This window comes from Streptomyces sp. NPDC005811 (genome assembly GCF_040630405.1).
Taxonomy (GTDB): domain Bacteria; phylum Actinomycetota; class Actinomycetes; order Streptomycetales; family Streptomycetaceae; genus Streptomyces.
The window spans coordinates 118,758-142,482 of sequence record NZ_JBEXXK010000029.1; the positions used below are offsets into that span (position 1 = coordinate 118,758).

At 72.6% G+C, this 23,725-nt stretch carries 21 protein-coding genes; 14 read left to right on the plus strand and 7 right to left on the minus strand.

What is annotated here, in order from left to right:
• The first annotated feature begins 228 nt into the window (after positions 1-228).
• Positions 229-1,059 (plus strand): hypothetical protein, encoded by an 831-nt coding sequence (locus ABZ490_RS29160; RefSeq protein ID WP_358996137.1) that lies wholly within the window; start codon positions 229-231, stop codon positions 1,057-1,059.
• A 201-nt stretch (positions 1,060-1,260) separates the two neighbouring features.
• On the opposite strand, the gene disA is transcribed toward ABZ490_RS29160, so the two are convergent.
• Positions 1,261-2,385, minus strand: a complete 1,125-nt coding sequence (disA, locus tag ABZ490_RS29165; RefSeq protein ID WP_340376994.1) for a DNA integrity scanning diadenylate cyclase DisA — start codon at positions 2,383-2,385, stop codon at positions 1,261-1,263.
• Between the two features lie 81 nt (positions 2,386-2,466).
• Positions 2,467-3,876, minus strand: a complete 1,410-nt coding sequence (gene radA / locus ABZ490_RS29170; RefSeq protein WP_358996141.1) for a DNA repair protein RadA — start codon at positions 3,874-3,876, stop codon at positions 2,467-2,469.
• 237 nt (positions 3,877-4,113) lie between these two features.
• Here radA and ABZ490_RS29175 point away from each other — a divergent pair, with 237 nt between their 5' ends.
• Positions 4,114-5,865 carry a hypothetical protein gene (locus tag ABZ490_RS29175; RefSeq protein WP_358996144.1) on the plus strand — a complete coding sequence of 584 codons (1,752 nt, stop codon included), beginning with the start codon at positions 4,114-4,116 and terminating at the stop codon, positions 5,863-5,865.
• A 5-nt stretch (positions 5,866-5,870) separates the two neighbouring features.
• On the opposite strand, the gene ABZ490_RS29180 is transcribed toward ABZ490_RS29175, so the two are convergent.
• Positions 5,871-6,695, minus strand: a complete 825-nt coding sequence (locus ABZ490_RS29180) for a hypothetical protein (RefSeq protein ID WP_358996147.1) — start codon at positions 6,693-6,695, stop codon at positions 5,871-5,873.
• A 71-nt stretch (positions 6,696-6,766) separates the two neighbouring features.
• On the opposite strand from ABZ490_RS29180, the gene ABZ490_RS29185 reads away from it, so the two are divergent.
• The 4 genes from ABZ490_RS29185 (at position 6,767) to ilvD (ending at position 11,277) form a co-directional block, all read left to right on the plus strand.
• On the plus strand, positions 6,767-7,699 hold the full coding sequence (locus ABZ490_RS29185; protein ID WP_358996150.1) for a Ppx/GppA phosphatase family protein: 933 nt from the start codon (positions 6,767-6,769) through the stop codon (positions 7,697-7,699).
• A gap of 149 nt (positions 7,700-7,848) precedes the next feature.
• Positions 7,849-8,673, plus strand: a complete 825-nt coding sequence (locus tag ABZ490_RS29190; protein WP_358996153.1) for a sugar phosphate isomerase/epimerase — start codon at positions 7,849-7,851, stop codon at positions 8,671-8,673.
• Positions 8,670-9,281: a TetR family transcriptional regulator gene (locus ABZ490_RS29195; protein ID WP_358996156.1), complete on the plus strand. Its 612-nt coding sequence runs from the start codon at positions 8,670-8,672 to the stop codon at positions 9,279-9,281. Before ABZ490_RS29190 ends, ABZ490_RS29195 begins: the two co-directional genes overlap by 4 nt.
• A gap of 142 nt (positions 9,282-9,423) precedes the next feature.
• Entirely contained in the window at positions 9,424-11,277 is a 1,854-nt protein-coding gene (gene ilvD, locus ABZ490_RS29200) for a dihydroxy-acid dehydratase (RefSeq protein WP_358996159.1), read from the plus strand.
• A gap of 78 nt (positions 11,278-11,355) precedes the next feature.
• Here ilvD and ABZ490_RS29205 read toward each other — a convergent pair whose 3' ends face one another.
• Complete coding sequence (locus tag ABZ490_RS29205; RefSeq protein WP_358996162.1) at positions 11,356-13,572, minus strand: serine/threonine-protein kinase; 2,217 nt, start codon at positions 13,570-13,572, stop codon at positions 11,356-11,358.
• 180 nt (positions 13,573-13,752) lie between these two features.
• Here ABZ490_RS29205 and ABZ490_RS29210 point away from each other — a divergent pair, with 180 nt between their 5' ends.
• The 4 genes from ABZ490_RS29210 to ABZ490_RS29225 are packed head-to-tail and all read left to right on the plus strand — an operon-like array spanning position 13,753 to position 16,094.
• Positions 13,753-14,076: an SH3 domain-containing protein gene (locus tag ABZ490_RS29210; RefSeq protein WP_358996165.1), complete on the plus strand. Its 324-nt coding sequence runs from the start codon at positions 13,753-13,755 to the stop codon at positions 14,074-14,076.
• Between the two features lie 55 nt (positions 14,077-14,131).
• Positions 14,132-14,695 (plus strand): EamA/RhaT family transporter, encoded by a 564-nt coding sequence (locus ABZ490_RS29215; RefSeq protein WP_358996168.1) that lies wholly within the window; start codon positions 14,132-14,134, stop codon positions 14,693-14,695.
• A 31-nt stretch (positions 14,696-14,726) separates the two neighbouring features.
• Positions 14,727-15,281 carry an META domain-containing protein gene (locus ABZ490_RS29220; RefSeq protein WP_358996171.1) on the plus strand — a complete coding sequence of 185 codons (555 nt, stop codon included), beginning with the start codon at positions 14,727-14,729 and terminating at the stop codon, positions 15,279-15,281.
• Between the two features lie 27 nt (positions 15,282-15,308).
• Positions 15,309-16,094 carry a class I SAM-dependent methyltransferase gene (locus ABZ490_RS29225; protein WP_358996174.1) on the plus strand — a complete coding sequence of 262 codons (786 nt, stop codon included), beginning with the start codon at positions 15,309-15,311 and terminating at the stop codon, positions 16,092-16,094.
• Positions 16,095-16,100: 6 nt separating this feature from the next.
• Here ABZ490_RS29225 and ABZ490_RS29230 read toward each other — a convergent pair whose 3' ends face one another.
• Positions 16,101-17,564 (minus strand): SulP family inorganic anion transporter, encoded by a 1,464-nt coding sequence (locus tag ABZ490_RS29230; protein WP_358996177.1) that lies wholly within the window; start codon positions 17,562-17,564, stop codon positions 16,101-16,103.
• Between the two features lie 291 nt (positions 17,565-17,855).
• Here ABZ490_RS29230 and ABZ490_RS29235 point away from each other — a divergent pair, with 291 nt between their 5' ends.
• The 3 genes from ABZ490_RS29235 to proC all read left to right on the plus strand — a co-directional run bounded on the left by ABZ490_RS29235 (position 17,856) and on the right by proC (position 20,348).
• Positions 17,856-18,659, plus strand: a complete 804-nt coding sequence (locus ABZ490_RS29235; protein ID WP_358996180.1) for an ABC transporter ATP-binding protein — start codon at positions 17,856-17,858, stop codon at positions 18,657-18,659.
• Entirely contained in the window at positions 18,656-19,423 is a 768-nt protein-coding gene (locus tag ABZ490_RS29240) for an ABC transporter permease (protein ID WP_358996182.1), read from the plus strand. The genes ABZ490_RS29235 and ABZ490_RS29240 overlap by 4 nt, the downstream gene beginning before the upstream one ends.
• 112 nt (positions 19,424-19,535) lie before the next feature.
• On the plus strand, positions 19,536-20,348 hold the full coding sequence (proC, locus tag ABZ490_RS29245; RefSeq protein WP_358996185.1) for a pyrroline-5-carboxylate reductase: 813 nt from the start codon (positions 19,536-19,538) through the stop codon (positions 20,346-20,348).
• 20 nt (positions 20,349-20,368) lie between these two features.
• Here the strand turns inward: proC and ABZ490_RS29250 are convergent, their stop codons facing one another.
• Positions 20,369-20,953, minus strand: coding sequence for a cysteine hydrolase family protein (locus tag ABZ490_RS29250; protein WP_358996187.1), 585 nt, complete (start codon positions 20,951-20,953; stop codon positions 20,369-20,371).
• Positions 20,954-21,028: 75 nt separating this feature from the next.
• On the opposite strand from ABZ490_RS29250, the gene ABZ490_RS29255 reads away from it, so the two are divergent.
• Positions 21,029-22,051, plus strand: coding sequence for a helix-turn-helix domain-containing protein (locus tag ABZ490_RS29255; protein ID WP_358996190.1), 1,023 nt, complete (start codon positions 21,029-21,031; stop codon positions 22,049-22,051).
• Here the strand turns inward: ABZ490_RS29255 and trpS are convergent.
• A complete protein-coding gene (trpS, locus tag ABZ490_RS29260) occupies positions 21,973-23,016 on the minus strand; it encodes a tryptophan--tRNA ligase (protein ID WP_358996192.1) in 1,044 nt (347 codons plus the stop codon). The two genes, ABZ490_RS29255 and trpS, sit on opposite strands and share 79 nt — an antisense overlap.
• Between the last annotated feature and the right edge of the window lie 709 nt (positions 23,017-23,725).

The following is a 23,725-nucleotide window of genomic DNA, read 5'->3' on the forward strand; positions in this document are numbered from 1 at the left end:
CGCGTGCGTACCGCCACTCGTCCGGGTGGCCTGCCGGGAGCGTGGCGCCGTGCCGCGCGCCCCGGTCGTGGCCGCGGGCGTGAGCGGCGCCTCCGCGGAGCGCCGGGCCTGTGCGCAGGGTGAAGTCGGGGGCAGGGATACGGAGTCCGGGATGATGATCCGGAAAAGTTGTACTCCGGGCGGCGGGTGGGGCCGGTTGGCGCGGCGATCTCTCGTACAGTTTGCGCCGTGGGATCTCTGCGCAATCCGATCGGGCCGCTTCCCTCCTCCATCTACTGGCGCCGGAGGGTCGTACTGCTGTCCGTGATGGCCCTGTTGGCGCTGGTCGTCACCTGGGTCGTCATCTCCGACGGCGGTGGCGGCTCCAACGACGCGAAGGGGTCCGGCGGAAAGAACCCCGCGTCCTCGATCACGCCGGGGCCGTCCGGTTCGGGGCCCGCGATCAGCCAGGCGCCGGGCGGGCGCGACGAGTCGAGCGAGGGCGCCACCGAGGGCTCGGACTCCGGCTCCGGGTCCGGCTCGGACACCGGTTCGGGCGGCGACGGCTCCGGGTCCGGCGGCTCGGGGGCCGACGGCTCCGGCACGGGCGGCGGCGACACCGACGACGGGGCCAACGGCAGCGGTTCGAGCGCCACCCTCCCGTCCGGTACGACCCTGCCCAACTGCACCGCCAGCGTGGTGAAGTTGACCCTGCGCAGCGTCCGCAACTCCTACTCGCCCGACGAGACGCCCACGTTCCAGCTCGTCGCGCGGAACTCCTCCGGCAGCGACTGCAAGGTCGACCTCGGGCCGAAGACGGCGGTGCTGACGATCACGCAGGCGGGGAGCGCGGACGACTACTGGTCGTCGGCCGACTGCCCGAAGGCGTCCGGGAGTCTGCTGTACCGGGTGCCGGCCGGCGGGGCCTTCACCTACACGCTGAAGTGGGACCGCAAGCCGAGCGCCGCCGCGTGCGCGACGCCTGCGGCGGGCGCGGCCGGAGCGGGGACGTATCTGGTGGAGGCGAAGGCTCCGGGGTTCGCCACGGCACAGACGTCGTTCGTACTCGCGGCCGACTAGGTCGTGTCCGCAAAGTCCCGTCGTCCGCCCGAAGGGCAAGCCCTGCGGCGTCGTGGGGGCCCCGCCCGCGCGAGCCGCAGCCGAGCGTGAGGGAGCGTGCCGGGCGTCGCTGGGCTTGGGGGGTACCCCCTCTGGGGGAGGGACGTTGCGGACACGACCTAGGACCTCGGGACCTAGGACCTCGGGACCCCGACGGGCCCGTCAGACGTAGCGCTCCAGGATCGACGACTCCGCCAGCCTCGACAGGCCCTCGCGGACGCTGCGGGCCCGGGCCTCGCCCACGCCGTCGACCGTCTGGAGGTCGTCGACGCTCGCGGCGAGGAGCTTCTGCAGGCCGCCGAAGTGCTCCACCAGGCGGTCGATGATGGCGCCGGGCAGCCGGGGAACCTTGGCGAGGAGGCGGAAACCGCGCGGGGAGACCGCCGAGTCCAGCGCCTCGGGGGAACCCGTGTAGCCCAACGCCCGCGCCACCGTGGACAGTTCGAGCAGCTCGGCATGGGTGAGGGCGTCCAGCTCGGACAGCGCCTCGTCGACCGTGCGGGAGCGCTTGGCGGTGGGCTCGGGGACGTAGTCCCGGACCACCAGCTCGCGCTCGGGCTCCACGCCCGCGATCAGCTCGTCGAGCTGGAGCGCCAGCAGACGGCCGTCGGTGCCCAGTTCGACCACGTACTCGGCGATCTCGGTCGCGATCCGGCGCACCATCTCCAGGCGCTGGGCCACCGCGGAGACGTCCCGGACCGTCACCAGGTCCTCGATCTCCAGCGCCGACAGCGTGCCCGCCACCTCGTCCAGCCGGAGCTTGTAGCGCTCCAGGGTGGCGAGGGCCTGGTTGGCGCGGGACAGGATCGCGGCCGAGTCCTCCAGCACACGGCGCTGGCCGTCGACGTACAGGGCGATGAGCCGCATCGACTGGGAGACCGAGACGACCGGGAAGCCGACCTGCTTGGAGACGCGGTCCGCCGTGCGGTGCCGGGTGCCCGTCTCCTCCGTGGGGATCGTGGGGTCCGGGACCAGCTGGACGCCGGCCCGCAGGATCTTCGACAGGTCGGAGGAGACCACGATGCCGCCGTCGAGCTTGCACAGCTCCCGCAGCCGGGTCGCGGTGAACTCCACGTCCAGGACGAACCCGCCCGTGGACATCGTCTCGACGGTCTTGTCGGAGCCGAGCACGATGAGCCCGCCGGTGTTGCCGCGGAGCACCCGCTCGAGCCCGTCGCGCAGGGCCGTGCCCGGAGCCACCGCGCTCAGGGCGGCACGCATGAGGCTCTCGGTACGGGAACTCCCACCGGACTTTCCGGGAGCTGCCGCCCGGTCGTTGGCTGCCACTGCACTCCTCCGGTCGCAGGTTCTTCGGGCGCTCCCGTGCGCGTACTCCGTTCGTACGGACGGGCGAGACCAGGGCAAAGTCTACCGGCGGTCCTCCGCCTCCCGTGGGGCCTCTCGGCGACGGGACCTCGGCAGGACCCGCAGCGCGTCCCCCATGTCGGCCACCTCGAGCACCTTCATACCGGGCGGGATCTTGCCGGGATCGCCCGGGACGAGCGCGTGCGTGAAGCCCAGCCGGTGGGCCTCGGACAGTCTGCGCTGGACGCCCGTGACCCGTCTGACCTCGCCCGCGAGACCGACCTCGCCGATCGCGACCAGGTTCTTCGGCAGGGGGGTGTCGCTCGCCGCGGAGGCCAGCGCGAGGGCGATGGCCAGGTCGGCGGCCGGCTCGGAGAGCTTCACCCCGCCGACCGTCGCCGAGTAGATGTCCCGCTTGCCGAGCGCGCTGATCCGGCCGCGCTGCTCCAGTACCGCCAGCATCATCGAGACCCGGGAGGTCTCCAGCCCGGAGGTGGTGCGCCGGGGGGAGGGGATCTGGGAGTCGACGGTGAGCGCCTGGACCTCGGCGACCAGCGGGCGGCGGCCCTCCAGGGTGACGGTCAGACAGGTTCCGGGGACCGGTTCGTCACGTCTGGTCAGGAAAAGTCCGCTGGGGTCGGCGAGGCCCGTGATGCCCTCGTCGTGCAGCTCGAAGCAGCCGACCTCGTCCGTCGCGCCGTACCGGTTCTTCACGCCGCGCACCAGACGCAGGCGCGCGTGCCGGTCGCCCTCGAAGTGCAGGACGACGTCCACCAGGTGTTCCAGGAGACGCGGGCCCGCGATCGCGCCGTCCTTCGTGACATGGCCCACCAGCAGCGTGGACATGCCGCGTTCCTTCGAGGCGCGGATCAGGGCGCCGGCGACCTCGCGCACCTGGGCCATGCCGCCCGGCGCCCCGTCGATCTCGGGGGAGGCGACCGTCTGCACCGAGTCGAGGATCAGCAGCGACGGCTTGACCGCGTCCAAGTGGCCGAGGACGGCGGCCAGATCGGTCTCGGCCGCCAGATACAGATGGTCGTCGATGGCGTGAATCCGGTCCGCGCGCAGCCTGACCTGGCTCGCGGACTCCTCGCCCGTCACGTACAGGGTGCGGTGTTCGTCACTCGCCGACTTGGCCGCCACGTCCAGCAGCAGGGTCGACTTGCCGACGCCGGGCTCGCCCGCGAGCAGCACCACCGCGCCGGGCACCAGACCGCCGCCCAGCACGCGGTCCAGCTCGGGCACACCGGTCGTGCGGGCGGTGGCCTGACGTCCGTCGACCTGGCCGATCGGCACGGCGGAGGTGGTGACCCGCCCCGGTGCCGTCGTACGGACCGCGGGCGTGCCGTACTCCTCGATCGTGCCCCAGGCCTGGCACTCGGGGCAGCGGCCGAGCCACTTGGCCGTCTGCCAGCCGCATTCCGTGCAGCGGTAGGACGGGCGGTCCTTGGTGGTCTTCGTACGGGCAGCCATGGGGAAACCGTAACCGCCGCCACCGACAGCCGGACCGGCCTGTGGACAACCGGCCGGTTCCCGCGCCCGGACACCTGCGGAGAATCCGGACACCCCCTGCGATCCGGCCACGCCCCCTCACGAACGAGCCACGGAACCCCCCTTTCCTGTCCCCTTATGAGGGATCGTTTCACCCGTACGGATTAAAAGGACTCAAGGGACAAGAAGAGCCCGTTCCGCGCCGCCTACGGTCCACGGGTGATGAGCAGCAGCCCCGAGATCTCGACCCGCATGACCGGCGCACACCGGGCGCACCGGGAGGCGCGCGACCGTGCCGCGGGGCGCACGCTCGCGCAGCGCCCGCCCGCGCGCTACGAGCCGTATCTGGACGGACTGTTCACCTACTGTCTGTCCGCGCTGTGCGACCACGACGCGGCCACCGCCGCCCTCGGGGACGTCCTCGCGCTCGCCGAGCGGCGCGGGCAGCGCATCCCGGAGGCCGGGGAGCGCCGGGCCTGGCTGTACGCGCTGGCCCGCTGGGCCTGCCTGCGCAAGCTGGCCGAGGCCAGACAGAAGCGCCAGAGCGCCCATGCGGCCGGGCGCACCGCGGCCCACCGACCGTCCGGCGCGCACCCCGGCGCACCCTCGGGCGCCCCCGATCCGGACGGCCCCGCCGCACCCGACGGCCTCCAGGAGGAGCGGCGCCGCGAACTCGCCCTGCTGGCCTGGCCGGAGGCGGCCGGCACCACCCCCGAGCAGCGCGAGGCGCTCGAACTCGCCGTACGCCACCACCTCGCCGCCCACGAGGTCGCCGCCGTCCTCGGCATGGACCACGCCGCCGCCCGTGAGCTGCTCGCCTCGGCCGCCTGCGAGGTCGAGCGCACCCGCGCGGCCCTCGCCGTGGTGGAGACCGGCGGCTGCCCCGGAGTGGCCCGTCTCACCGGCGAGCACCAGCTCGTCCTCAGCGCCGCCCTGCGCCGCGAGCTGGTCCGGCACGTCGACGACTGCCCCCGCTGCCGCCGGGCCGCCGAGCGCGCCGTCCCCGGCCACTGGCCCGGCGCCGGCGTCACCCCCGCCGAGCTGCCCGTCCTGGAGGCGCCCCGCCCGGCCCTGCGCGTCGCCATGGGGCACCTCACCCGCGCGCGGGGTGCCCACGCGCCCCGGTTCGACCGGCGCGGCTTCCCGATGGACCCCAAGGACCGCGCCGCCCGTCGCGACCGTCTTCGCGCGCGCGCCGTCACGACCACCGTCGTCGCCACCGTCGTCGCGGCCCCCGTGCTCGCCCTGTGGGCGGCCTACCGGAGCGCCCCCGCCGGGGACACCGACGGCCGCTCGGCCAGCGCCGGCGAGGCGCACGGCCCCGGCAGCGCGGCCGGCGAGGGGACGAGCGGCTACGAGAACGCGGGGAACGCCAGGACCAGGCCCGCCACCGGCTTCGGCAAGGGCCCCAGGCCGGACGTGTCCGTGGAGGTCGTCAGTGTCGCCGGGATCGGCGCGAGCGACGCGAAGCGGCTGACCGTGAGCGCCGTCACCAGCGGCGACACCACGCTGATCACCCTCACCGCCGCCCGGGACGCCGACGGCCCCGTCCGCTGGTCCGCCTCCACCGGGGCCTCCTGGATCTACCTCAGCCGCGCCGCCGGCACCCTGCACCCCAGCGAGTCGGTGACGATCAAGGCGTACGTCGACCCCCTGCGTGAACCGTCCGGCCACTGGCACGCGCGCGTGGCGATCGCCCCGGCGGGCGCGGTGGTCACCATCGAGGGCTACGGCACCGCGTCCGGCCCGGCCCCCGGCACGGGCGGGGGAACCCGCCCGGCCACCCCGGCCCCGCCGACCTCCCGGCCGGACCCGGATCCTCCCGTTCCGCCCGCTCCGGACCCCACCCCGAGCACGCCCCCGCCCGCCACCGACCCGGAGCCCACGCCGAGCGACTCCCCGACCGCCCCGGACGGCTCGACCCCACCGCCGGCCGACGGCGGCGGCACCACGAACCCCGCCACCCCCTAGGGGTGTCAGTCGACGGGATCCGCCGGATGCGGTGCCAGCAACGGAAGCCGCGAGGCCAGACGCTCCTCGCACAGCTCGACGAGACGGTCGTAGCCGGCCTTGCCCATCAGCTCGGTCAGCTCCGCCCGGTACGACACGTACACCGGGTCGCCCGCGCCGTGCGCCGAGGTCGCCGACGTGCACCACCAGTGCAGATCGTGGCCGCCCGGACCCCAGCCGCGGCGGTCGTACTCGCCGATCGACACCTGGAGCACGCGCGTGTCGTCCGGCCGGTCGATCCAGTCGTACGTCCGCCGCACCGGAAGCTGCCAGCAGACGTCCGGCTTGGTCTCCAGGGGCTCGCGGCCCTCCTTGAGCGCCAGGATGTGCAGCGAGCAGCCTGCGCCACCGGCGAAGCCGGGACGGTTCTGGAAGATGCAGGAGCCCTGGTAGGGGCGCGTCTGCCGGTCCCCGTCCTCGTCCTCGGCCACCCAGCCGTTCAGCAGCCCCTCGGCGTGGTGCTGCCAGATGTCCGGGGTGAGCCGTGCCACGTGCCCGGCGACCCGCTGCTCGTCGTCCTCGTCGGAGAAGTGGGCGCCCAGCGTGCAGCACCCGTCGTCCGCGCGGCCGGCCTGGATGCCCTGGCAGCCACTGCCGAAGACGCAGTTCCAGCGAGAGGTCAGCCATGTCAGATCACACCGGAAGACCTGCTCGTCGTCCGCCGGATCCGGGAACTCCACCCACGCGCGCGCGAAGTCGAGCCCCTTCTCGTCCGACGCTGCCGTCACCGGGTTCGCCCGCGAAGAACCGCCGGTTGTTTTGTCGGTCTTCGCCTTTTTCGTCTTTGGCACCCGTCCAGGGTAAGTCGCCGAAGGCCACTTCGGGGACGGCCCACGGCCTCACTGGCAGTAGCGTTCCCTACATGAGACTCGGTGTCCTCGACGTGGGATCGAACACGGTGCATCTGCTGGTGGTGGATGCACACCCCGGCGCGCGCCCGCTGCCCGCGCACTCGCACAAGGCCGAACTGCGCCTCGCTCAACTGCTCGACGAGGACGGCGCCATCGGCCCCGACGGCGTCGACAAACTGATCACGGTCGTCCACGAAGCGCTCCAGGCCGCCGAGGACAAGGGCGTCGAGGACCTCCTGCCGTTCGCGACCTCCGCCGTGCGCGAGGCCACCAACGCCGACGACGTCCTCGCGCGCGTGCAGGCCGAGACCGGCGTGGAGCTCCAGGTCCTCACCGGCTCGGAGGAGGCCCGGCTGACCTTCCTCGCCGCCCGCCGCTGGTTCGGCTGGTCGGCCGGCAAGCTGCTCGTCCTGGACATCGGCGGGGGCTCCCTGGAGATCGCCTACGGCATCGACGAGGAGCCCGACGCGGCCGCCTCCCTGCCGCTCGGCGCCGGCCGCCTCACCGCGGGCTGGCTGCCCGGCGACCCGGCCGCCCCCGAGGACATAAGGACCCTGCGCCGCCACGTCCGGGCACAGATCGCCCGGACGGTCGGCGAGTTCAGCCGCTTCGGCGCCCCCGACCACGTCGTCGCCACCTCCAAGACGTTCCGGCAGCTCGCCCGCATCGCCGGAGCCGCCCGCTCCACCGAGGGCCTCTACGTCCAGCGCGAACTCAAGCGCGAGTCCCTGGAGGCCTGGGTGCCGCGCCTGGCCGGCATGACCTACGCCCAGCGCGCGGAACTCCCCGGGGTCTCCGAGGGCCGCGCCAACCAGCTCCTGGCCGGCGCCCTGGTCGCCGAGGGCACGATGGACCTGTTCGGCGTGGAAACGGTCGAAATCTGCCCGTGGGCCCTGCGGGAGGGCGTGATCCTGCGGCGACTGGATCACATGGGCTCGGCGTAGCAACGTAAGGGGCGCGGGGCTGTGTCCGATATGCGGCTCCGCCGCGGGGCGCGAGCAACCAGGTACGGCCCGAACCCGCCCGTGGCATGCGCCACAACGGCGATCGGGCGCCCGGCACTCGGCCGACCGCACCCCGTAACCTGTCCCCCATGGCAGAGCCAGTCGTACGGATCCCGGACGCGAAGGTCGCCCTGTCGACGGCGTCCGTGTACCCGGAGCCGACGGCGACGGCCTTCGAGATCGCCGCGCGCCTCGGATACGACGGCGTCGAGGTCATGGTGTGGAACGACCCCGTCAGCCAGGACATCGAGGCGCTGCGCCGACTGAGCGACTACCACGGCGTCCCCATCCTGGCGGTGCACGCCCCGTGCCTGCTCATCACCCAGCGGGTCTGGTCCACCGACCCCTGGGTGAAGCTCCAGCGGGCCCGCGCGGCCGCCGAGAAGCTCGGCGCGACCACCGTCGTCGTGCATCCGCCGTTCCGCTGGCAGCGCCAGTACGCGCGGGACTTCGTCCAGGGCATCTGGCGGATGGCGCACGAGACGGATGTGCGCTTCGCCGTCGAGAACATGTACCCCTGGCGCTACCGCGACCGCGAGATGCTCGCGTACGCCCCCGACTGGGACGTCACCAAGGACGACTACCGGCACTTCACGATCGACCTCAGCCACGCCTCCACCGCCCGCACGGACGCCCTCCAGATGGTCGACCGCATGGGCGACCGCCTCGGCCACGTCCACCTCGCCGACGGGAACGGCTCGGCCAAGGACGAGCACCTGGTTCCCGGCCGCGGCGGACAGCCCTGCGCCGAGCTGCTGGAGCGGCTCGCGCTGAGCGGCTTCGACGGCCATGTCGTCATCGAGGTCAACACCCGGCGTGCCATGTCCGGCGCCGAGCGTGAGGCCGACCTCGCGGAGGCCCTGGCGTTCACCCGGCTGCACCTGGCGTCGGCGGCGAAGGTGCCCCGCCCGTGAGCGAGCCGGACGGGGCCACCCGGCGCCGCGGCCGGCCCCCTCGTACCGAAGCGGCCGACACGCGCGACCGCATCCTGGGCGCCGCGCGGGAGGAGTTCTCCGAGCGGGGGTACGAGAAGACGTCCGTGCGCGGGATCGCCAAGGCGGCCGGTGTGGACTCCGCGCTCGTGCACCACTACTTCGGCACCAAGGAACAGATCTTCGAGGCGGCGATCGAGGTCGCCTTCGCGCCCGCGTTCGAAGCGCCCGTCGCGATCGCCGAAGGGCCGCTGGAGGGCGTGGGAGAGCGGATGGCCCGGTTCGTCTTCGGTGTCTGGGAGAACCCCGCCACGCGCGCGCCCCTCCTCGCGATCGTGCGCTCCGCCGTCAACAACGACACCGCGGCGGCCGTCTTCCGCCGGCTGGTCGCCTCCCAGGTGCTGCGCCGGGTCGCCGCCCAGGTCGACCTGCCGGACGCCGAACTGCGCGCCGAACTGGCGGCCGCGCAGCTCGTCGGCTGCGCGATGCTGCGGTACGTGATCAAGGTGGAGCCGCTCGCCTCGGCGGACGTCGAACTGATCATCGCGCGGGTCGCACCCGTCGTCCAGGGACACCTCACCGCGCCCTGACCACGCCCGACCGCTCCCCGACGCCGAGACGTGCATCCCGCATTTCGGACACCTCGTCCCGCACCCTGGATGCACGGCGTACGCTCATGAACAGCCCTGTATGTCTGAGAGCAGCCCTAGAAGTCTCAAGGAGCGAGCGACGATGCCCGAGCTGAGGTCCCGCACAGTCACCCACGGCCGCAACATGGCGGGCGCCCGCGCCCTTATGCGCGCCTCCGGTGTACCCGGTGCGGACATCGGCCGGAAGCCGATCATCGCGGTGGCCAACAGCTTCACCGAGTTCGTGCCCGGCCACACCCACCTCCAGCCGGTCGGCCGGATCGTCAGCGAGGCGATCACCGAGGCCGGCGGCATCCCGCGCGAGTTCAACACGATCGCCGTCGACGACGGCATCGCCATGGGCCACGGCGGCATGCTCTACAGCCTGCCCTCCCGCGACCTGATCGCCGACTCGGTCGAGTACATGGTCGAGGCCCACTGCGCCGACGCCCTGGTCTGCATCTCCAACTGCGACAAGATCACCCCGGGCATGCTCATGGCCGCCCTGCGGCTGAACATCCCGACGGTCTTCGTCTCCGGCGGCCCCATGGAGTCCGGCCGCGCCACGCTCGTCGACGGCACGGTCCGCACCCTCGACCTGGTCGACGCGATCTCCGACGCCGTGAACGACAAGATCTCGGACGAGGACATCCGCCGCATCGAGGAGAACGCCTGTCCGACCTGCGGCTCCTGTTCCGGCATGTTCACCGCCAACTCGATGAACTGCCTGACCGAGGCCATCGGTCTCTCCCTGCCCGGCAACGGCTCGGTCCTCGCCACCCACACCGCGCGCAAGCAGCTCTACGTCGACGCCGCGCGCACGGTCATGGACATCACCCGCCGCTACTACGAGCAGGACGACGAGACGGTCCTGCCGCGCAACGTCGCGACCTTCGCCGCGTTCGAGAACGCCATGGCGCTGGACATCGCGATGGGCGGCTCCACCAACACGATCCTGCACCTGCTGGCCGCGGCCCAGGAGGCGGGCGTCCGGTTCGGCCTGGAGGAGATCGACGCCGTCTCGCGCCGGGTGCCGTGCCTGGCGAAGGTCGCGCCCAACGTCGCCAAGAACCGCACGTACTACATGGAGGACGTGCACCGCGCCGGCGGCATCCCCGCCCTCCTCGGCGAACTGCACCGCGCGGGCCTGCTCAACGAGGACGTGCACGCCGTCCACAGCCCGTCCCTGGCGGACTGGATGAAGACCTGGGACGTGCGCGGCGGCTCCCCGTCCGCCGAGGCCGTGGAACTGTGGCACGCCGCGCCCGGCTGCGTCCGCTCCGCCGAGGCCTTCTCCCAGTCCGAGCGCTGGGAGACCCTCGACGACGACGCCGAGGGCGGCTGCATCCGCTCCGCCGAGCACGCCTACTCCAAGGACGGCGGCCTCGCGGTCCTGCGCGGCAACCTCGCCGTCGACGGCTGTGTCGTCAAGACGGCCGGCGTCGACGAGTCGATCTGGACCTTCGAGGGCCCCGCGGTCGTCTGCGAGTCGCAGGAGGAGGCCGTCGAGAAGATCCTCAACAAGCAGGTCACCCACGGCGACGTCGTCGTCATCCGCTACGAGGGCCCCAAGGGCGGCCCCGGGATGCAGGAGATGCTCTACCCGACGTCCTTCCTCAAGGGCCGCGGCCTCGGCAAGACCTGCGCGCTGATCACCGACGGCCGCTTCTCCGGCGGCACCTCGGGCCTGTCCATCGGCCACGCGTCCCCCGAGGCGGCCTCCGGCGGCACCATCGCCCTGGTCCGGGACGGCGACCGCATCCGCATCGACATCCCGGGTCGCTCGATCGAGTTGCTCGTCGACGACGCGGAACTCGCCCGCCGTGAGCAGGCGTTGAACGGGGTGTACGCCCCGTCGGGCCGGGAGCGCAAGGTCTCCGCCGCGCTGCGCGCCTACGCCGCGATGGCCACCAGCGCCGACAAGGGCGCCGTGCGGGACGTGTCCAAGCTGGGCTGACCGCCGGTCCACAGCCTGTGGACGAAGGGGCCGCCTCCCACCCAGGAGGCGGCCCCTTCGTCGTCCGTCCGGCAGGTCCTACCAGCTCGCCGGATCCCGCCCGTCCACCGCGAACACACTCCCGTCGGGCGCGCCGGCGTAGACCCGTCCGTCGACCGGCAGCGGCGCCGGCAGCGAGGCCGCCACCCGGTCGGAGTTCTTGCCGAGCCGCGCCCGCGTCTGCCCGAGCAGCTTGCCGCTGCGGGCGTCCACGCCGAGCAGCCGTCCGTCCGCGCCGGTGACGTACACATGCCCGTCCCCGACGGCCGGCCGCGAACCGCGGAACAGGCCCGTCTCCAGGCTCCACAGCCGCTTGCCCGCCGCCGTGTCGACGGCCTCCAGCGACCCCGCGGTGGACATCAGGTAGACGGTGTCGCCGTGCACGGTGGCCGCCGGGGCCTGCCGCGGCACGGGCAGCGCCACGCGGCGCGTCTTGCGCGTCTCCGGGTCGTAGCGCACCACGGCCTCGGTGTCCGAGCTCGTCGGGTCGTCGGAGAGGAAGAAGACCTCCCCGTCATGGCTGCCGACCGCCTCCAGCGAACCCTCCAGCCGCGCGCTCCACCGCACCTGGCCCGCGTCCGGGTCCACCGCGGTGACCTCGGTCGTCCCCGTGTCGGAGACGTTCACCGCGTAGGCCAGCGGGTCGCCGGGGAAGGAGGAGAAGTACGGCACGCCCCGCTCGGTGACCGCGTGCCGCCACTTCGTCCCGCCCGTGGCCGCGTCCACGGCGGTGACCGTTCCGTCGGCCGCGCTGAACAGGAGCGTGCCGCCCACCGCCCGCATCCCGGTGTGCGCGGGCATGTCCCGCCGCCAGCCCACCTTCCCCGTCGTCGGGGCGAGCGCCTCCAGCCGCGGGTCCGGGTCCGTCAGCGGCTGGACCAGCTCCCCGGCCAGCAACGGCGGCCCGCTGCGCAGGGAGTCGGCGACGGAGTGCTTCCACAGCAGGGAGCCGTCGGCCGGATCGAGGGCGAACACCACACCGGGCTGCCCGCACAGCAGTTCGTCCGCCCCGTACGAACACTGGGGCGTGCTCTGCGTCTTCGCCACCGATCCGACGTCCCACGCGTCGAACGCGGCCGTCGTGGTCCGGGGACTCGACTCGCCCGGCGCCGACGGGTCGCCCAGCACCTGCACCGCGGCGAACGCGCCACCGGCGAGCAGACCGACCGCGCCGGCCACGACCGCCGCCCGCCGCACCCTCCGACGGGGGCCGGCGGACAACCGTCCAGCCCGTGCTACCGGTTCAGCCTGTGCACCCCGGACGGCCCGGACGGCCCGTACGGCCCGTTCAGTCTTTTCAGCCCGCTCGTCCCGCCCACCCCGCCCGTCGGCCGCGTCACCGGAAGCGGCACCGGGCGCGCCCGCACCCTTGTCGGCGCCCGCACCCTCCGCCCGCTGCTCCGGTATGAACGCCTGCGTGTCGTACGACGCCGCCACCGACCGCAGTTCCCGCATCAGTTCGTCCGGCGTCGGACGGTCCTCGGGCTCCTTGGCGAGACAACGCACCACCAGCGGCGCGAGGTTCTCCGGTACGCCCGTCAGGTCCGGCTCGTCGTGCACGACCTGGTAGGCCACGACGTACGGGCTGTCGGAGTCGAACGGCCCGCGCCCGGTCGCCGCGTGCACCATCACCGACCCCAGCGCGAAGATGTCCGCCGCCGGCCCGACCTCGCGCGGCCGCCGGAACTGCTCCGGCGCCATGAAGGGCGGAGTCCCGATCAACTTGCCGGTCTCGGTCCGCAGTTCGCTGTCTTTCGGCCGGGAGATCCCGAAGTCGATGACCTTGGGACCGTCCTCCGCGAGCAGGACGTTGCTCGGCTTGAGGTCGCGGTGCACGACCCCCACCCGGTGGATGTCACGCAGCGCCTCCGCGAGCCCGGCCATCAGCCGCCGCAACTCACCCGACGTCATGGGCCCGTTCCGCTTCACCTGTTCGGCGAGGGTCGAGCCGGGGATGAACAGGGTCGCCATCCAAGGCCGTGCGGCGTCCGGGTCGGCGTCCACCACCGGTGCGGTGAACGCGCCGCTGACTCTCCGCGCGGCCGCGACCTCCTGCCGGAAACGCCCCCTGAACTCGGGATCGCGCGCGTAGTCGGCATGGACGACCTTCACCGCGACCTTCATCCCGGAGGTGCTGCGGGCCAGATGGACCACACCCATGCCGCCGGAACCCAGCCGTGACTCCAGGCGGTAGTGACCGGCGTACTCCGGAAGTTCCGCTTCCGCGCCCTGCCCGGTGTTGCGCTGTGGCGACATGGACCACCCCCGTGCTGTTCTCCGCGCGCGCGACGCACGGAGCCTAGTCGATGACTTCAACGGGACAGAGGCGGCTTGCTAGCCTCCGCGTACGAATCACGTACATGTGTTTCATGGCGTGTTTTAGGGGAATGAAGGTGACCCCATGGCAGTCATGGGGTCCAACGGGGGAGGTTTCGCATGTCTGTCGACCGTGTGGAAGAAGCCGAGAACACCGGCGCGTCGGAGGCCGTCGTCACGGCGGCCGCGGCGGCCGTCACCTACTACTCGATCGCCCCGGGCGTCCGGCTGAACGTCCGCAGCGGCCCCGGTACGGGCTACAGCGTCGTCCGCGTCCTGGCCGAGGGCTCCAAGGTGCCGATCTACTGCCAGACGCCCGGCACGACGGTCACCGGCCCGTACGGCACCTCGAACATCTGGGACAACATCGCCAGCGGCGAGTACGTCTCCGACTCCTACGTCCACACCGGCAGCGACGGCTACGTCGCCTCGCGCTGCTCCTGATATCCGAGGCGACCCACCCGGGAGCTCTGCCGCCGACCGGAGCCATAATCGTCCCGTGAGCGACGAGAACGGTACCCCGGACACCCCGGCGGGCTCCCGGGACACCCGGGACGTCCACGGCACGCAGGACACGCCCGCCGACCGGCCGGCGGCCCCCGGCGGCCCCCGCCCCGAGCCCCTGCGCTTCTTCGGCACCACCTGGGTGGAGCACGACCGCGGCTACACCGCCCGCCGGCTCGGCGTGGCCGTCGGCGCACTCGCCGCCACCGCCGCCTCCTGCCTCGTCCTGCGCTTCGCCTACGAGGGCCTGGCGATCGCCGAGACCGGCAGCTTCGTCACCCTGCTCGTCGTGGTCATGTTCGCGGTCTGCAGCGCGCTCGCCTTCCGCACCACCTGGGACGGCTTCGCCAAACGCCCCGATCCCGACCGCCAGGCCTCCCTGCGGGGCCTGCTCGCCATCGGCTTCGTCGGCTCCCTCGCCGCGTACTTCTTCCGCGCCCTCATCGAGGCCCCCGGCGAGAAACTCCACCGCGCGGAGTACGAGACCGCGCGCAAGCAGCACGAGCAGCGCTCCGAGCGGCGCACCGGCAACCCGTCGAAGAAGCGCCGCCGACGCTGAACGTCCGACCGGTGCCCGGCGTCCCCGTGTCATGGAACGCATCAGCCGGACGTGTGCCGTCCTCGCCACCGCCCTCCTCGCCACCCCCTTCGTGACGGGGAGCGCGACCGATTCCGCCCCTGTCTCCGCCCGCGTCTCCCCCCAGCCCCGCCCCGCGCCCCTGGTCGGCGTCGTATGGCGACTCGACGCCGTCACCGTGGACGGGAAGCGCCACGAGGTCCCCGAGGGGGCCACCGTTCCCTGGATCCGCTTCGACGGAGAGGACGGACAGGACGGACAGGACGGACAGGGTGGACGGGACGGACAGGACGGACAGGCGGACGACAACGGCACGATCTCCGGCTACGACGGCTGCAACCACTTCGAGGGCGCCGCGAGGTTCGGCGACGGCACCGTCACCCTCGGCGCCGAGCTGCGCTCCACCCTGATCGCGTGTCCGTCCGGCACCGACGCCTCCGCGGACCCCACCCGCGCCTTCCCGCCCCGCTCCAGCCCCCTGCGCGCCGAGACCGACGCCCGCACCCTCACCCTGACCGGCGCCGACGACGTCACCTTCCTCCTCAGCGCGCGGGAAACCGCCGCCTGACCGCTCGCCTCCGTTCACCATGGACGTATGACGGCCTCACCCGCATCCACCCACGCCCGCGCCCACTCCTTCAACGCCGCCGCGGCCCAGTACGCCGCGAACCGCCCCTCCTACCCGGCCGCCCTCCTCGACACGATCGAGACGCTCGCCGGCCGCCCCCTGGCCGGTGCCCGCGTGGCGGACGTCGGCGCGGGCACCGGCATCGCCACGGCCCTGCTGCACGCCCGCGGGGCCCGGGTCGTCGCCGTCGAACCGGGGGAGGGCATGGCGGCGCAGTTCCGCCACGGCCTCCCCGGCGTCCCGCTCGTCCGCGGCGACGGCAACCACCTCCCCCTCGCCACCGCCTCCCTCGACCTCCTCACCTACGCCCAGTCCTGGCACTGGACCGACCCGGCCCTCGCGGTCCCGGAGGCGCTGCGCGTGCTGCGGCCGGGCGGCGCGCTGGCCCTGTGGTGGAACACCCACGCGGTCGACGTGCCGTGGATCGACGCCCAGACCGACCGTATGCAGCGCCACTTCGGCATCGACCACGTCGTGCAGAAGAACGGCGACGGCAGCCGCGCCGCCCTCGCCGACCCCACCGGTGGCCTCGACTTCACCCACCGCACGGTCCGCTGGAGCCGCCGCGTCCCCCTCGACCTCCACCTGGCCAACATCAGCAGCCATTCCGCGTTCCTGGTCCACGACGAGGAGGACACCGCCGCCTTCCTCGCCGGGGAACGCCGCCACCTCCTCGCCGCGTTCCCCGACGGCGCGATCGAGGAGACGTACGACGTCGAACTCCTCCTCGCCACCACACCCGGCGAGGCCTGAAACCGCTCAGGACGCCGGGCTCCCCGCCGCCACCTCCCCCTGACGCCCCGTCGCCCGCCGTTCCCGCGCGGTGGCCCAGCCCTCCAGGGCCGCCGCGCACGCGTGGTCCACATGCCGCAGCCCGCCCAGGTCCAGCCGCACCTCCCGGTCGGCCGGCAGCGCGTCCAGCGCGTCCAGCAGCTTCGGCAGCCGCAGGAACGTCGCGTGCCCCAGCACCCGCACCACGATCCCGGCCTCCCCCCGGTCCTCGGTCTCCACCTGCACATGGCTGATCTCCCACGCCGTCTTCGCGACGGCGAGCGCCAGCCCGACCAGCACCCCCTCGAACAGGTTCCCCACGACGATCGCCACCGCCGTCACCCCGAGCACCAGCAGCTCCCCCCGGTGCCCGCCCCACAGCGCACGCACCTCGCGCACCGGCACGAGCTTGCACCCGGCGTACACCAGCAGCGCGGCCAGCGCCGCCACCGGGACGACCCCCAGCACCCCGGGCACCACGGCGGTGAACAGCAGCAGCCACACCCCGTGCAGCACCCGCGACGCCTTGGTCCGCGCCCCGGCCTGCACGTTCGCCGCACTCCGCACGATCACCGCCGTCATCGGCAGCGCGCCCAGCACCCCGCACACCGCGTTGCCCGCGCCCTGGGCCATCAGCTCCCGGTCGTAGTCCGTCCTCCTCCCGTCGTGCAGCCGGTCCACCGCGGCCGCGCTGAACAGCGACTCCGCCGACGCGATCAGCGCGAACGCCACGACGGTCCCGATCACCCCCACCTCCGTCAGCCGCCCGAGATCCGCCGCCTGCGGCACCCGGACGACGTCCCACAGCCCCTGCACCCGGACCCGCCGCACCTCCAGGCCGAACCCCCAGGTCACCGCCGACGCGACCGCCACCGCCACCAACGGCGCCGGAACCAGCCGCGCCCCGCGAGGCCACCGCCCCCACAGCAGCAGTACGACCAGGGTGACAGCCCCCACCGACAACGCCACCGGATCCACCCGCCCCGGCAGCGCCACCAGCCCGGCCAGCTTCCCGGGCCCGCCCGGCGGGGCGGCCGCGTCTCCGAGGGCGTACACCTGTCCGGCGACCAGGATCAGCCCGATCCCGGCGAGCATCCCGTGCACGACGGCCACCGACACCGCCCGGAACCACCGCCCGAGGCGCAGCGCCCCGAGCGCGAGCTGCACCAGCCCCGAGGCGAGCACGATCGCCCCGAGCGACTCCAGCCCGTACGCGCGGACGGCCTCGAAGACCAGCACGGTGAGCCCGGCCGCCGGCCCGCTCACCTGGAGGCTGCTGCCGGGCAGCACCCCGGCGACCAGCCCGCCCACGATTCCGGTGACCAGCCCCAGCTCGGCGGGCACACCCGAGGCCATGGCCACCCCGACGCACAGCGGCAGGGCGACGAGGAAGACGACAAGAGAAGCGCACAGATCGGCCTGAGCGACCTCGCGCGGACGACGGGACAGCACGGACGGCACCTCCGGTAGGGAACGGGAGATGCGTGGGCGCGCCGCACCGGGGGAGGGCACGGCGTCATGAATTCCATTGTCGGTTGAGGAGATCGACTGGGACAGGGGTTCGCGCCCGGGACGTGTGCGGATCGAGGCACAGGAAGCGGACCGTCCCCTTCCAATCCCACCCACGCGCGCCTGCGCCGCCGTATGCACCCGCCGCACACCCGCCAGGCACCCGCCCGCCCGAGCCGCTTGGCCCGCCCGAGCCGCTTGACGACCCGCCACCCCGTGAGGATTATTCATCACATGATGAATTCTGTGCCCGAGCCGCCCGGCCCACCCGACACCGGCCCCGCCATCACCGCCCACGGCCTCACCGTCGCCCGCGGCCCCCGCACCGTTCTGCGCTCCCTCGACTTCACCGTCCCGCGCGGACAGATCACCGGCCTCCTCGGCCCCTCCGGCTGCGGCAAGTCCACCCTGATGCGCGCCGTCGTCGGCACCCAGGCCAAGGTCACCGGCACCCTCGACGTCCTCGGCCACCCCGCCGGCCACCCCACCCTCCGCACCCGCATCGGCTACGTCACCCAAGCCCCCTCCGTCTACGACGACCTCACCGTCCGCCAGAACCTCGACTACTTCGCGGCGATCCTCGACCCCGGCCGCGCCGCCGCCGACCGCCGCCACGAGCACGTCACCCGGGCCATCGCCGACGTCGACCTCACCACCCACGCCGACGCCCTCGCCGGCAACCTCTCCGGCGGACAGCGCAACCGCGTCTCCCTCGCCGTCGCCCTCCTCGGCACCCCCGAACTCCTCGTCCTCGACGAACCCACCGTCGGACTCGACCCCGTCCTCCGCCGCGACCTGTGGGCCCTCTTCCACCACATCGCCGACACTCGCGGCGCCACCCTCCTCATCTCCTCCCACGTCATGGACGAGGCCGAACGCTGCCACCGCCTGCTGCTGATGCGCGCGGGCGAGATCCTCGCCGACGGCACCCCCGACTCCCTGCGCACCCGCACCGGCGCCGACACCGTCGAAGCCGCCTTCCTGCACCTGGTCGACCAGGCGGCCGACGCCGCCCGCGCGAAGGAGACCACCCGATGACCACCGCACCCGCCCCCACCCGGGGCCTCAACGCCTCCCGCGCCACCGCCACCGCCGCCCGCGTCCTGCGCCAGCTCCGCCACGACCCCCGCACCATCGCGCTGCTGCTCCTCATCCCCTGCCTGATGCTGGTCCTGCTGCGCTACGTCTTCGACGGCAGCCCGCGCACCTTCGACAGCATCGGCGCCTCCCTCCTCGGCATCTTCCCGCTCATCACGATGTTCCTGGTCACCTCCATCGCCACCCTGCGGGAACGCACCTCGGGCACCCTCGAACGCCTCCTCGCCATGCCCCTCGGCAAAGGCGACCTCATCGCCGGCTACGCCCTCGCCTTCGGCACGCTCGCGATCATCCAGTCCGCCCTCGCCACCGCCCTCGCCGTCTGGTTCCTCGACCTTGACGTCATCGGCTCCCCCTGGCTCCTGCTCCTGGTGGCCCTCCTGGACGCCCTCCTCGGCACCGCCCTCGGCCTCTTCGTCTCCGCCTTCGCCGCCTCCGAGTTCCAGGCCGTCCAGTTCATGCCGGCGGTGATCTTCCCCCAGCTCCTCCTCTGCGGCCTCTTCGCACCCCGCGACACCATGCACCCCGCCCTGGAAGCCCTCTCCGACGTCCTCCCCATGTCCTACGCCGTCGACGGCATGAACGAGGTCCTCACCCACACCGACATGACGGCGACCTTCGTACGGGACGCCCTGATCGTCGGCGGCTGCGCCCTCCTGGTCCTGGTCCTCGGAGCGGCGACACTGCGACGCCGGACGGCCTGAGGGCGGCGGGGGGCGAAAGACCGTCGTCCGCCCACCGGACAAGCACCCCGCCCCACCCCCCACCGGTGCGAGGATGAACCCGGACGACGCAACCCCCGGAGGGCCCCGCACCATGACGCAGAAAGTCGCAGTCCTCGGCACCGGAAAGATCGGCGAAGCCCTGCTCAGCGGAATGATCCGAGGCGGCTGGCCCCCGGCCGACCTCCTCGTCACCGCCCGCCGCCCGGAACGCGCCGAGGAACTCCGCACCCGCTACGGCGTCACCCCGGTCACCAACGCGGAAGCCGCCAAGACCGCCGACACCCTCATCCTCACGGTCAAGCCGCAGGACATGGGCACCCTCCTCGACGAACTCGCCGGCCAGGTCCCCGCCGACCGCCTGATCATCAGCGGCGCCGCAGGCATCCCGACCTCCTTCTTCGAGGAGCGCCTCGCCCCCGGCACCCCAGTCGTCCGCGTCATGACGAACACCCCCGCCCTCGTCGACGAGGCCATGTCCGTCATCTCCGGCGGCAGCCACGCCACCGCCGACCACCTCGCCCACGCCGAGGAGATCTTCGGCTCCGTCGGCAAGACCCTCCGCGTCCCCGAGAACCAGCAGGACGCCTGCACCGCCCTCTCCGGCTCGGGCCCGGCCTACTTCTTCTACCTGGTCGAAGCCATGACCGACGCCGGCATCCTCCTCGGCCTGCCCCGCGACAAGGCCCACGACCTCATCGTGCAGTCCGCGATCGGCGCCGCGACCATGCTCCGCGACAGCGGCGAACACCCCGTCAAGCTCCGCGAGAACGTCACCTCCCCGGCCGGCACCACCATCAACGCCATCCGCGAACTGGAGAACCACGGCGTACGGGCCGCCCTCATCGCCGCCCTGGAGGCCGCCCGCGACCGCAGCCGCCAACTCGCCTCCGGCAAGAAGGACTGACCCTCCCGCGACGGGGGCGGTCACCCCGCCGCGTCCACCACCTCCCGGGTGGTCACCACACGCGCGAACCCGCCCCCGTGCAGCGACACCGCCGACGCCTGCGCCAGCTCCTCCGCACTCCGCCGCCAGCCGAACGGCCCCTCCAGATCGAACGTGTGCGTCGCGTCGTACGCCACCACCACGTCGTACCCGAGATTCCCGCCCATCCGGGCCGTCGTCTCCACACACATATTGGTCTGGATCCCGGCCAGCACGATCTGCGAGATCCCCGCGGCCCCCAGCCAGGCCCCCAGATCCGGCGTCCCGAGGAAGGCCGAGTTCACGGTCTTCGTGACGAACAGCTCGGCACCGGCACCCTTCCCCCTCCTCTCCTCCACGTACGACTTCAGCTCGTTCCCCTCGTACCCCAGCCGCAACGGCGACCCGGCCTTCACCGAGTCATGCCGCACGAACACCACCGGCCGCCCCGACGCCTGCCATACGTCGATCAGCGCGGCGATGTTGTCATCGGCCCCCGGGTTGTTCCGCGGCCCCCAGAAGCCGGCCTCCTCGAAGCCCTTCTGCACGTCCACGACCACCAGTGCTGCGTTCTCCGCGATGTCCATGCCCACGATCCTGCCGCCGGCACCCGACCCGCCACAGCGGTACAGAAGTCAGCGATCGATGGTTTACTGCCAGCCATGGCCCCCGGACGTCCCACCCACCGCGTCGCCCTCGTCGCCTTCCCCGGCATCCGCGCCTTCGACGTCTCCGTCATCACCGAGGTCTGGGGCACCGACCGCACCGACCGCGGCGCCCCCGCCTTCGACCTGCGCCGCGTCGCCACCGACACCACCCCCGTCCCGATGCGCGGCGGACTCGCCCTGCACCCCGACCGCACCCTTGCCTGGCTCACCCGCGCCGACCTGATCCTCGTCCCCGGCCTCGACGACCACCTCACCCCCGCACCCACCCCCGTCCTCGACGCACTCCGCCGCGCCCACGCCCGCGGCACCACCCTCGCCGCACTCTGCGGCGGAGCCTTCACCCTCGCCCAGGCCGGCCTCCTCGACGGCCGCCGGGCGATCACCCACTGGAACCTCATCGACCTCCTCCGCAGCCACCACCCCCGGGTCGACGTCGTCCCCGACGCCCTCTTCATCGAGGACGACAACATCTGGACCGCCGCGGGCACGGCAGCCGGCATCGACCTCTGTCTCCAGCTGGTCCGCCGCTCCCACGGCGCGGAAGCGGCCGCCACCATCGCCCGCTCGATGGTCACCGCCCCCTTCCGCACCGGCTCCCAGGCGCAGTTCATCGAGCACCCGACCACGCCCGCCGACCGCGACGCCGACACCCTCGCCGCCGTACGCGAACACGCCCTGCGCCGGCTGCACGAACCACTCACCGTCGCCGACCTGGCGGCTCACGCGGGTATGTCCCCCCGCAGCTTCGCCCGCCACTTCACCGCCGCCACCGGCACCACCCCCCTCAGCTGGCTCCTCGACCAGCGCATCGCAGCAGCCCAGAAACTCCTCGAACGCACCGACCTCCCCATGCCCGAGGTCGCCCGCCGCGCAGGCTTCGGCAGCGAGGTCACGATGCGCCAGCACTTCGCCTCGCGCCTCGCCACCAGCCCACGCGCCTACCGAGCCGCGTTCAGCACCCCACCCGCCACGGGCTCCGCCTCAGCCACCGGCGGCAGCAACCCGATCGCGCGATAAGCGGCGTCCACTACCGGACGCGCCGTCCCCCGAGCCTTATTCGCCCCATCCCGGAGCACCCCCTCCACATGACCGGGATCCGCACACAACTCCTGGTGCCGGGCCCGCACCGGCCTCAACACCTCGACCACGGCCTCCGCCACGGCCGCCTTCAAAGCGCCGTACGACCGATGAACGGACGCCAGCTCCGCCGGGTTCCCACCCGTGCAGGCGCCCAGGATCTCCAGCAGATTCGCGACCCCCGGCCGCCCCTCCCGGTCGTACACGACCTCCCGCCCGCTGTCCGTGACGGCCCGCATGATCTTCTTCCGCACCACATCGGGCTCATCGAGCAGGTAGACGATCCCGGGCCCGGAGTCATCGCTCTTCCCCATCTTCGACCCCGGCTCCTGGAGGTTCATCACCCGGGCCGCCACCGCCGGCACCGTCGCCCGCGGCACCACGAACGTGTGCCCGTACCGCTGGTTGAACCGCACCGCCAGATCCCGCGCCAGCTCCACATGCTGCGCCTGGTCGTCCCCCACCGGCACCTCGTCGGTCCCGTACGCCAGGATGTCCGCCGCCATCAGCACCGGATACGTCAGCAGCGACAGCCGCACGCTCCCCCCGCGCTCCCGCTCCTGCGCGGCCTTCACCTTGTACTGGATCATCCGCCGCATCTCACCGTCGGTGGCCACGCACTCCAGCAGATACGACAGCCGCGCGTGTTCGTCGACATGACTCTGTACGAAGAGAGTGCACAGCTCGGGATCCAGTCCCGCCGCCAGAAGCAGCGTCGCCGTCTGCCGGCTCAGCCGCCGTACCCGCGCCGGGTCGTGGTCCACGGTCAGCGCGTGCAGATCGACCACGCAGAACAACGCGTCCGCGCGGTGCTGGTCGGTCTGGACCCACTGCCGCATGGCGCCCAGGTAGTTCCCCAGGGTCAGATGCCCGGTCGGCTTGATCCCGCTGAAGACCCTCGTCATCTCCACTCCTCCTGTCGGACTTCTCCGGTCGAGGCCGCCGTCCCGGCCGGCCCGACCCTCGGAGGTCCCGGAGGGGATACGAGAAACGGCCGCCGAGGCGGCGGCCGTTGAACGCGTACGTGAGCGCGGCCGCCGTCAGGCGGCCCACCAGAGCTGGGTGCACGTACGCGTGGTCATGACGTCCACAGTACGCCCGGAGGGTGCCCGTGGGACGTGGGTTGACACGCCCCGGCCCGATACGTAGTGTTCTCCGAGTTGTCCGACGTGAGCGCCGACTCCGGTCGGTCCCCGGACAGCCATTCCGCAAGTACCAACCACTTCTCGACGAGCAGTCGTGTCTGTCTGCCGTCGCGTCATTGGCATGCGTATTCGCGAAATGAGGAATCCGCGTTCGAAAGGACACGGCCCCCGATTGGCTTCGGGAGCCAGGAATCCGCTAAAGTCTCACTCGTCGGAACGGCCGAAGGGCCCGGAAGACAAGCCCCCTGACTGGGAATCAGACGCCGAAAGGATCTGATAGAGTCGGAACCGCCGGAAAGGGAAACGCGAGAGCGGGAACCTGGAAAGCACCGAGGAAATCGGATCGAGAAAAGATCTGATAGAGTCGGAAACGCAAGACCGAAGGGAAGCCCGGAGGAAAACCTGAGAGAGTCTCTCAGGCAAGTACAAAGGAAGCTTTCGTTCCTTGAGAACTCAACAGCGTGCCAAA

Coding starts and splice junctions, on each gene's coding strand:
- ABZ490_RS29220 (WP_358996171.1), top strand. CDS start 14,727: ATGGAACGCATCAGCCGGACGTGTGCCGTCCTCGCCACCGCCCTCCTC.
- ABZ490_RS29205 (WP_358996162.1), bottom strand. CDS start 13,572: ATGTCGCCACAGCGCAACACCGGGCAGGGCGCGGAAGCGGAACTTCCG.
- ABZ490_RS29235 (WP_358996180.1), top strand. CDS start 17,856: ATGATGAATTCTGTGCCCGAGCCGCCCGGCCCACCCGACACCGGCCCC.
- ABZ490_RS29255 (WP_358996190.1), top strand. CDS start 21,029: ATGGCCCCCGGACGTCCCACCCACCGCGTCGCCCTCGTCGCCTTCCCC.
- proC (WP_358996185.1), top strand. CDS start 19,536: ATGACGCAGAAAGTCGCAGTCCTCGGCACCGGAAAGATCGGCGAAGCC.
- ilvD (WP_358996159.1), top strand. CDS start 9,424: ATGCCCGAGCTGAGGTCCCGCACAGTCACCCACGGCCGCAACATGGCG.
- ABZ490_RS29250 (WP_358996187.1), bottom strand. CDS start 20,953: ATGGACATCGCGGAGAACGCAGCACTGGTGGTCGTGGACGTGCAGAAG.
- ABZ490_RS29225 (WP_358996174.1), top strand. CDS start 15,309: ATGACGGCCTCACCCGCATCCACCCACGCCCGCGCCCACTCCTTCAAC.
- ABZ490_RS29190 (WP_358996153.1), top strand. CDS start 7,849: ATGGCAGAGCCAGTCGTACGGATCCCGGACGCGAAGGTCGCCCTGTCG.
- ABZ490_RS29185 (WP_358996150.1), top strand. CDS start 6,767: ATGAGACTCGGTGTCCTCGACGTGGGATCGAACACGGTGCATCTGCTG.
- ABZ490_RS29240 (WP_358996182.1), top strand. CDS start 18,656: ATGACCACCGCACCCGCCCCCACCCGGGGCCTCAACGCCTCCCGCGCC.
- ABZ490_RS29210 (WP_358996165.1), top strand. CDS start 13,753: ATGTCTGTCGACCGTGTGGAAGAAGCCGAGAACACCGGCGCGTCGGAG.
- radA (WP_358996141.1), bottom strand. CDS start 3,876: ATGGCTGCCCGTACGAAGACCACCAAGGACCGCCCGTCCTACCGCTGC.
- trpS (WP_358996192.1), bottom strand. CDS start 23,016: ATGACGAGGGTCTTCAGCGGGATCAAGCCGACCGGGCATCTGACCCTG.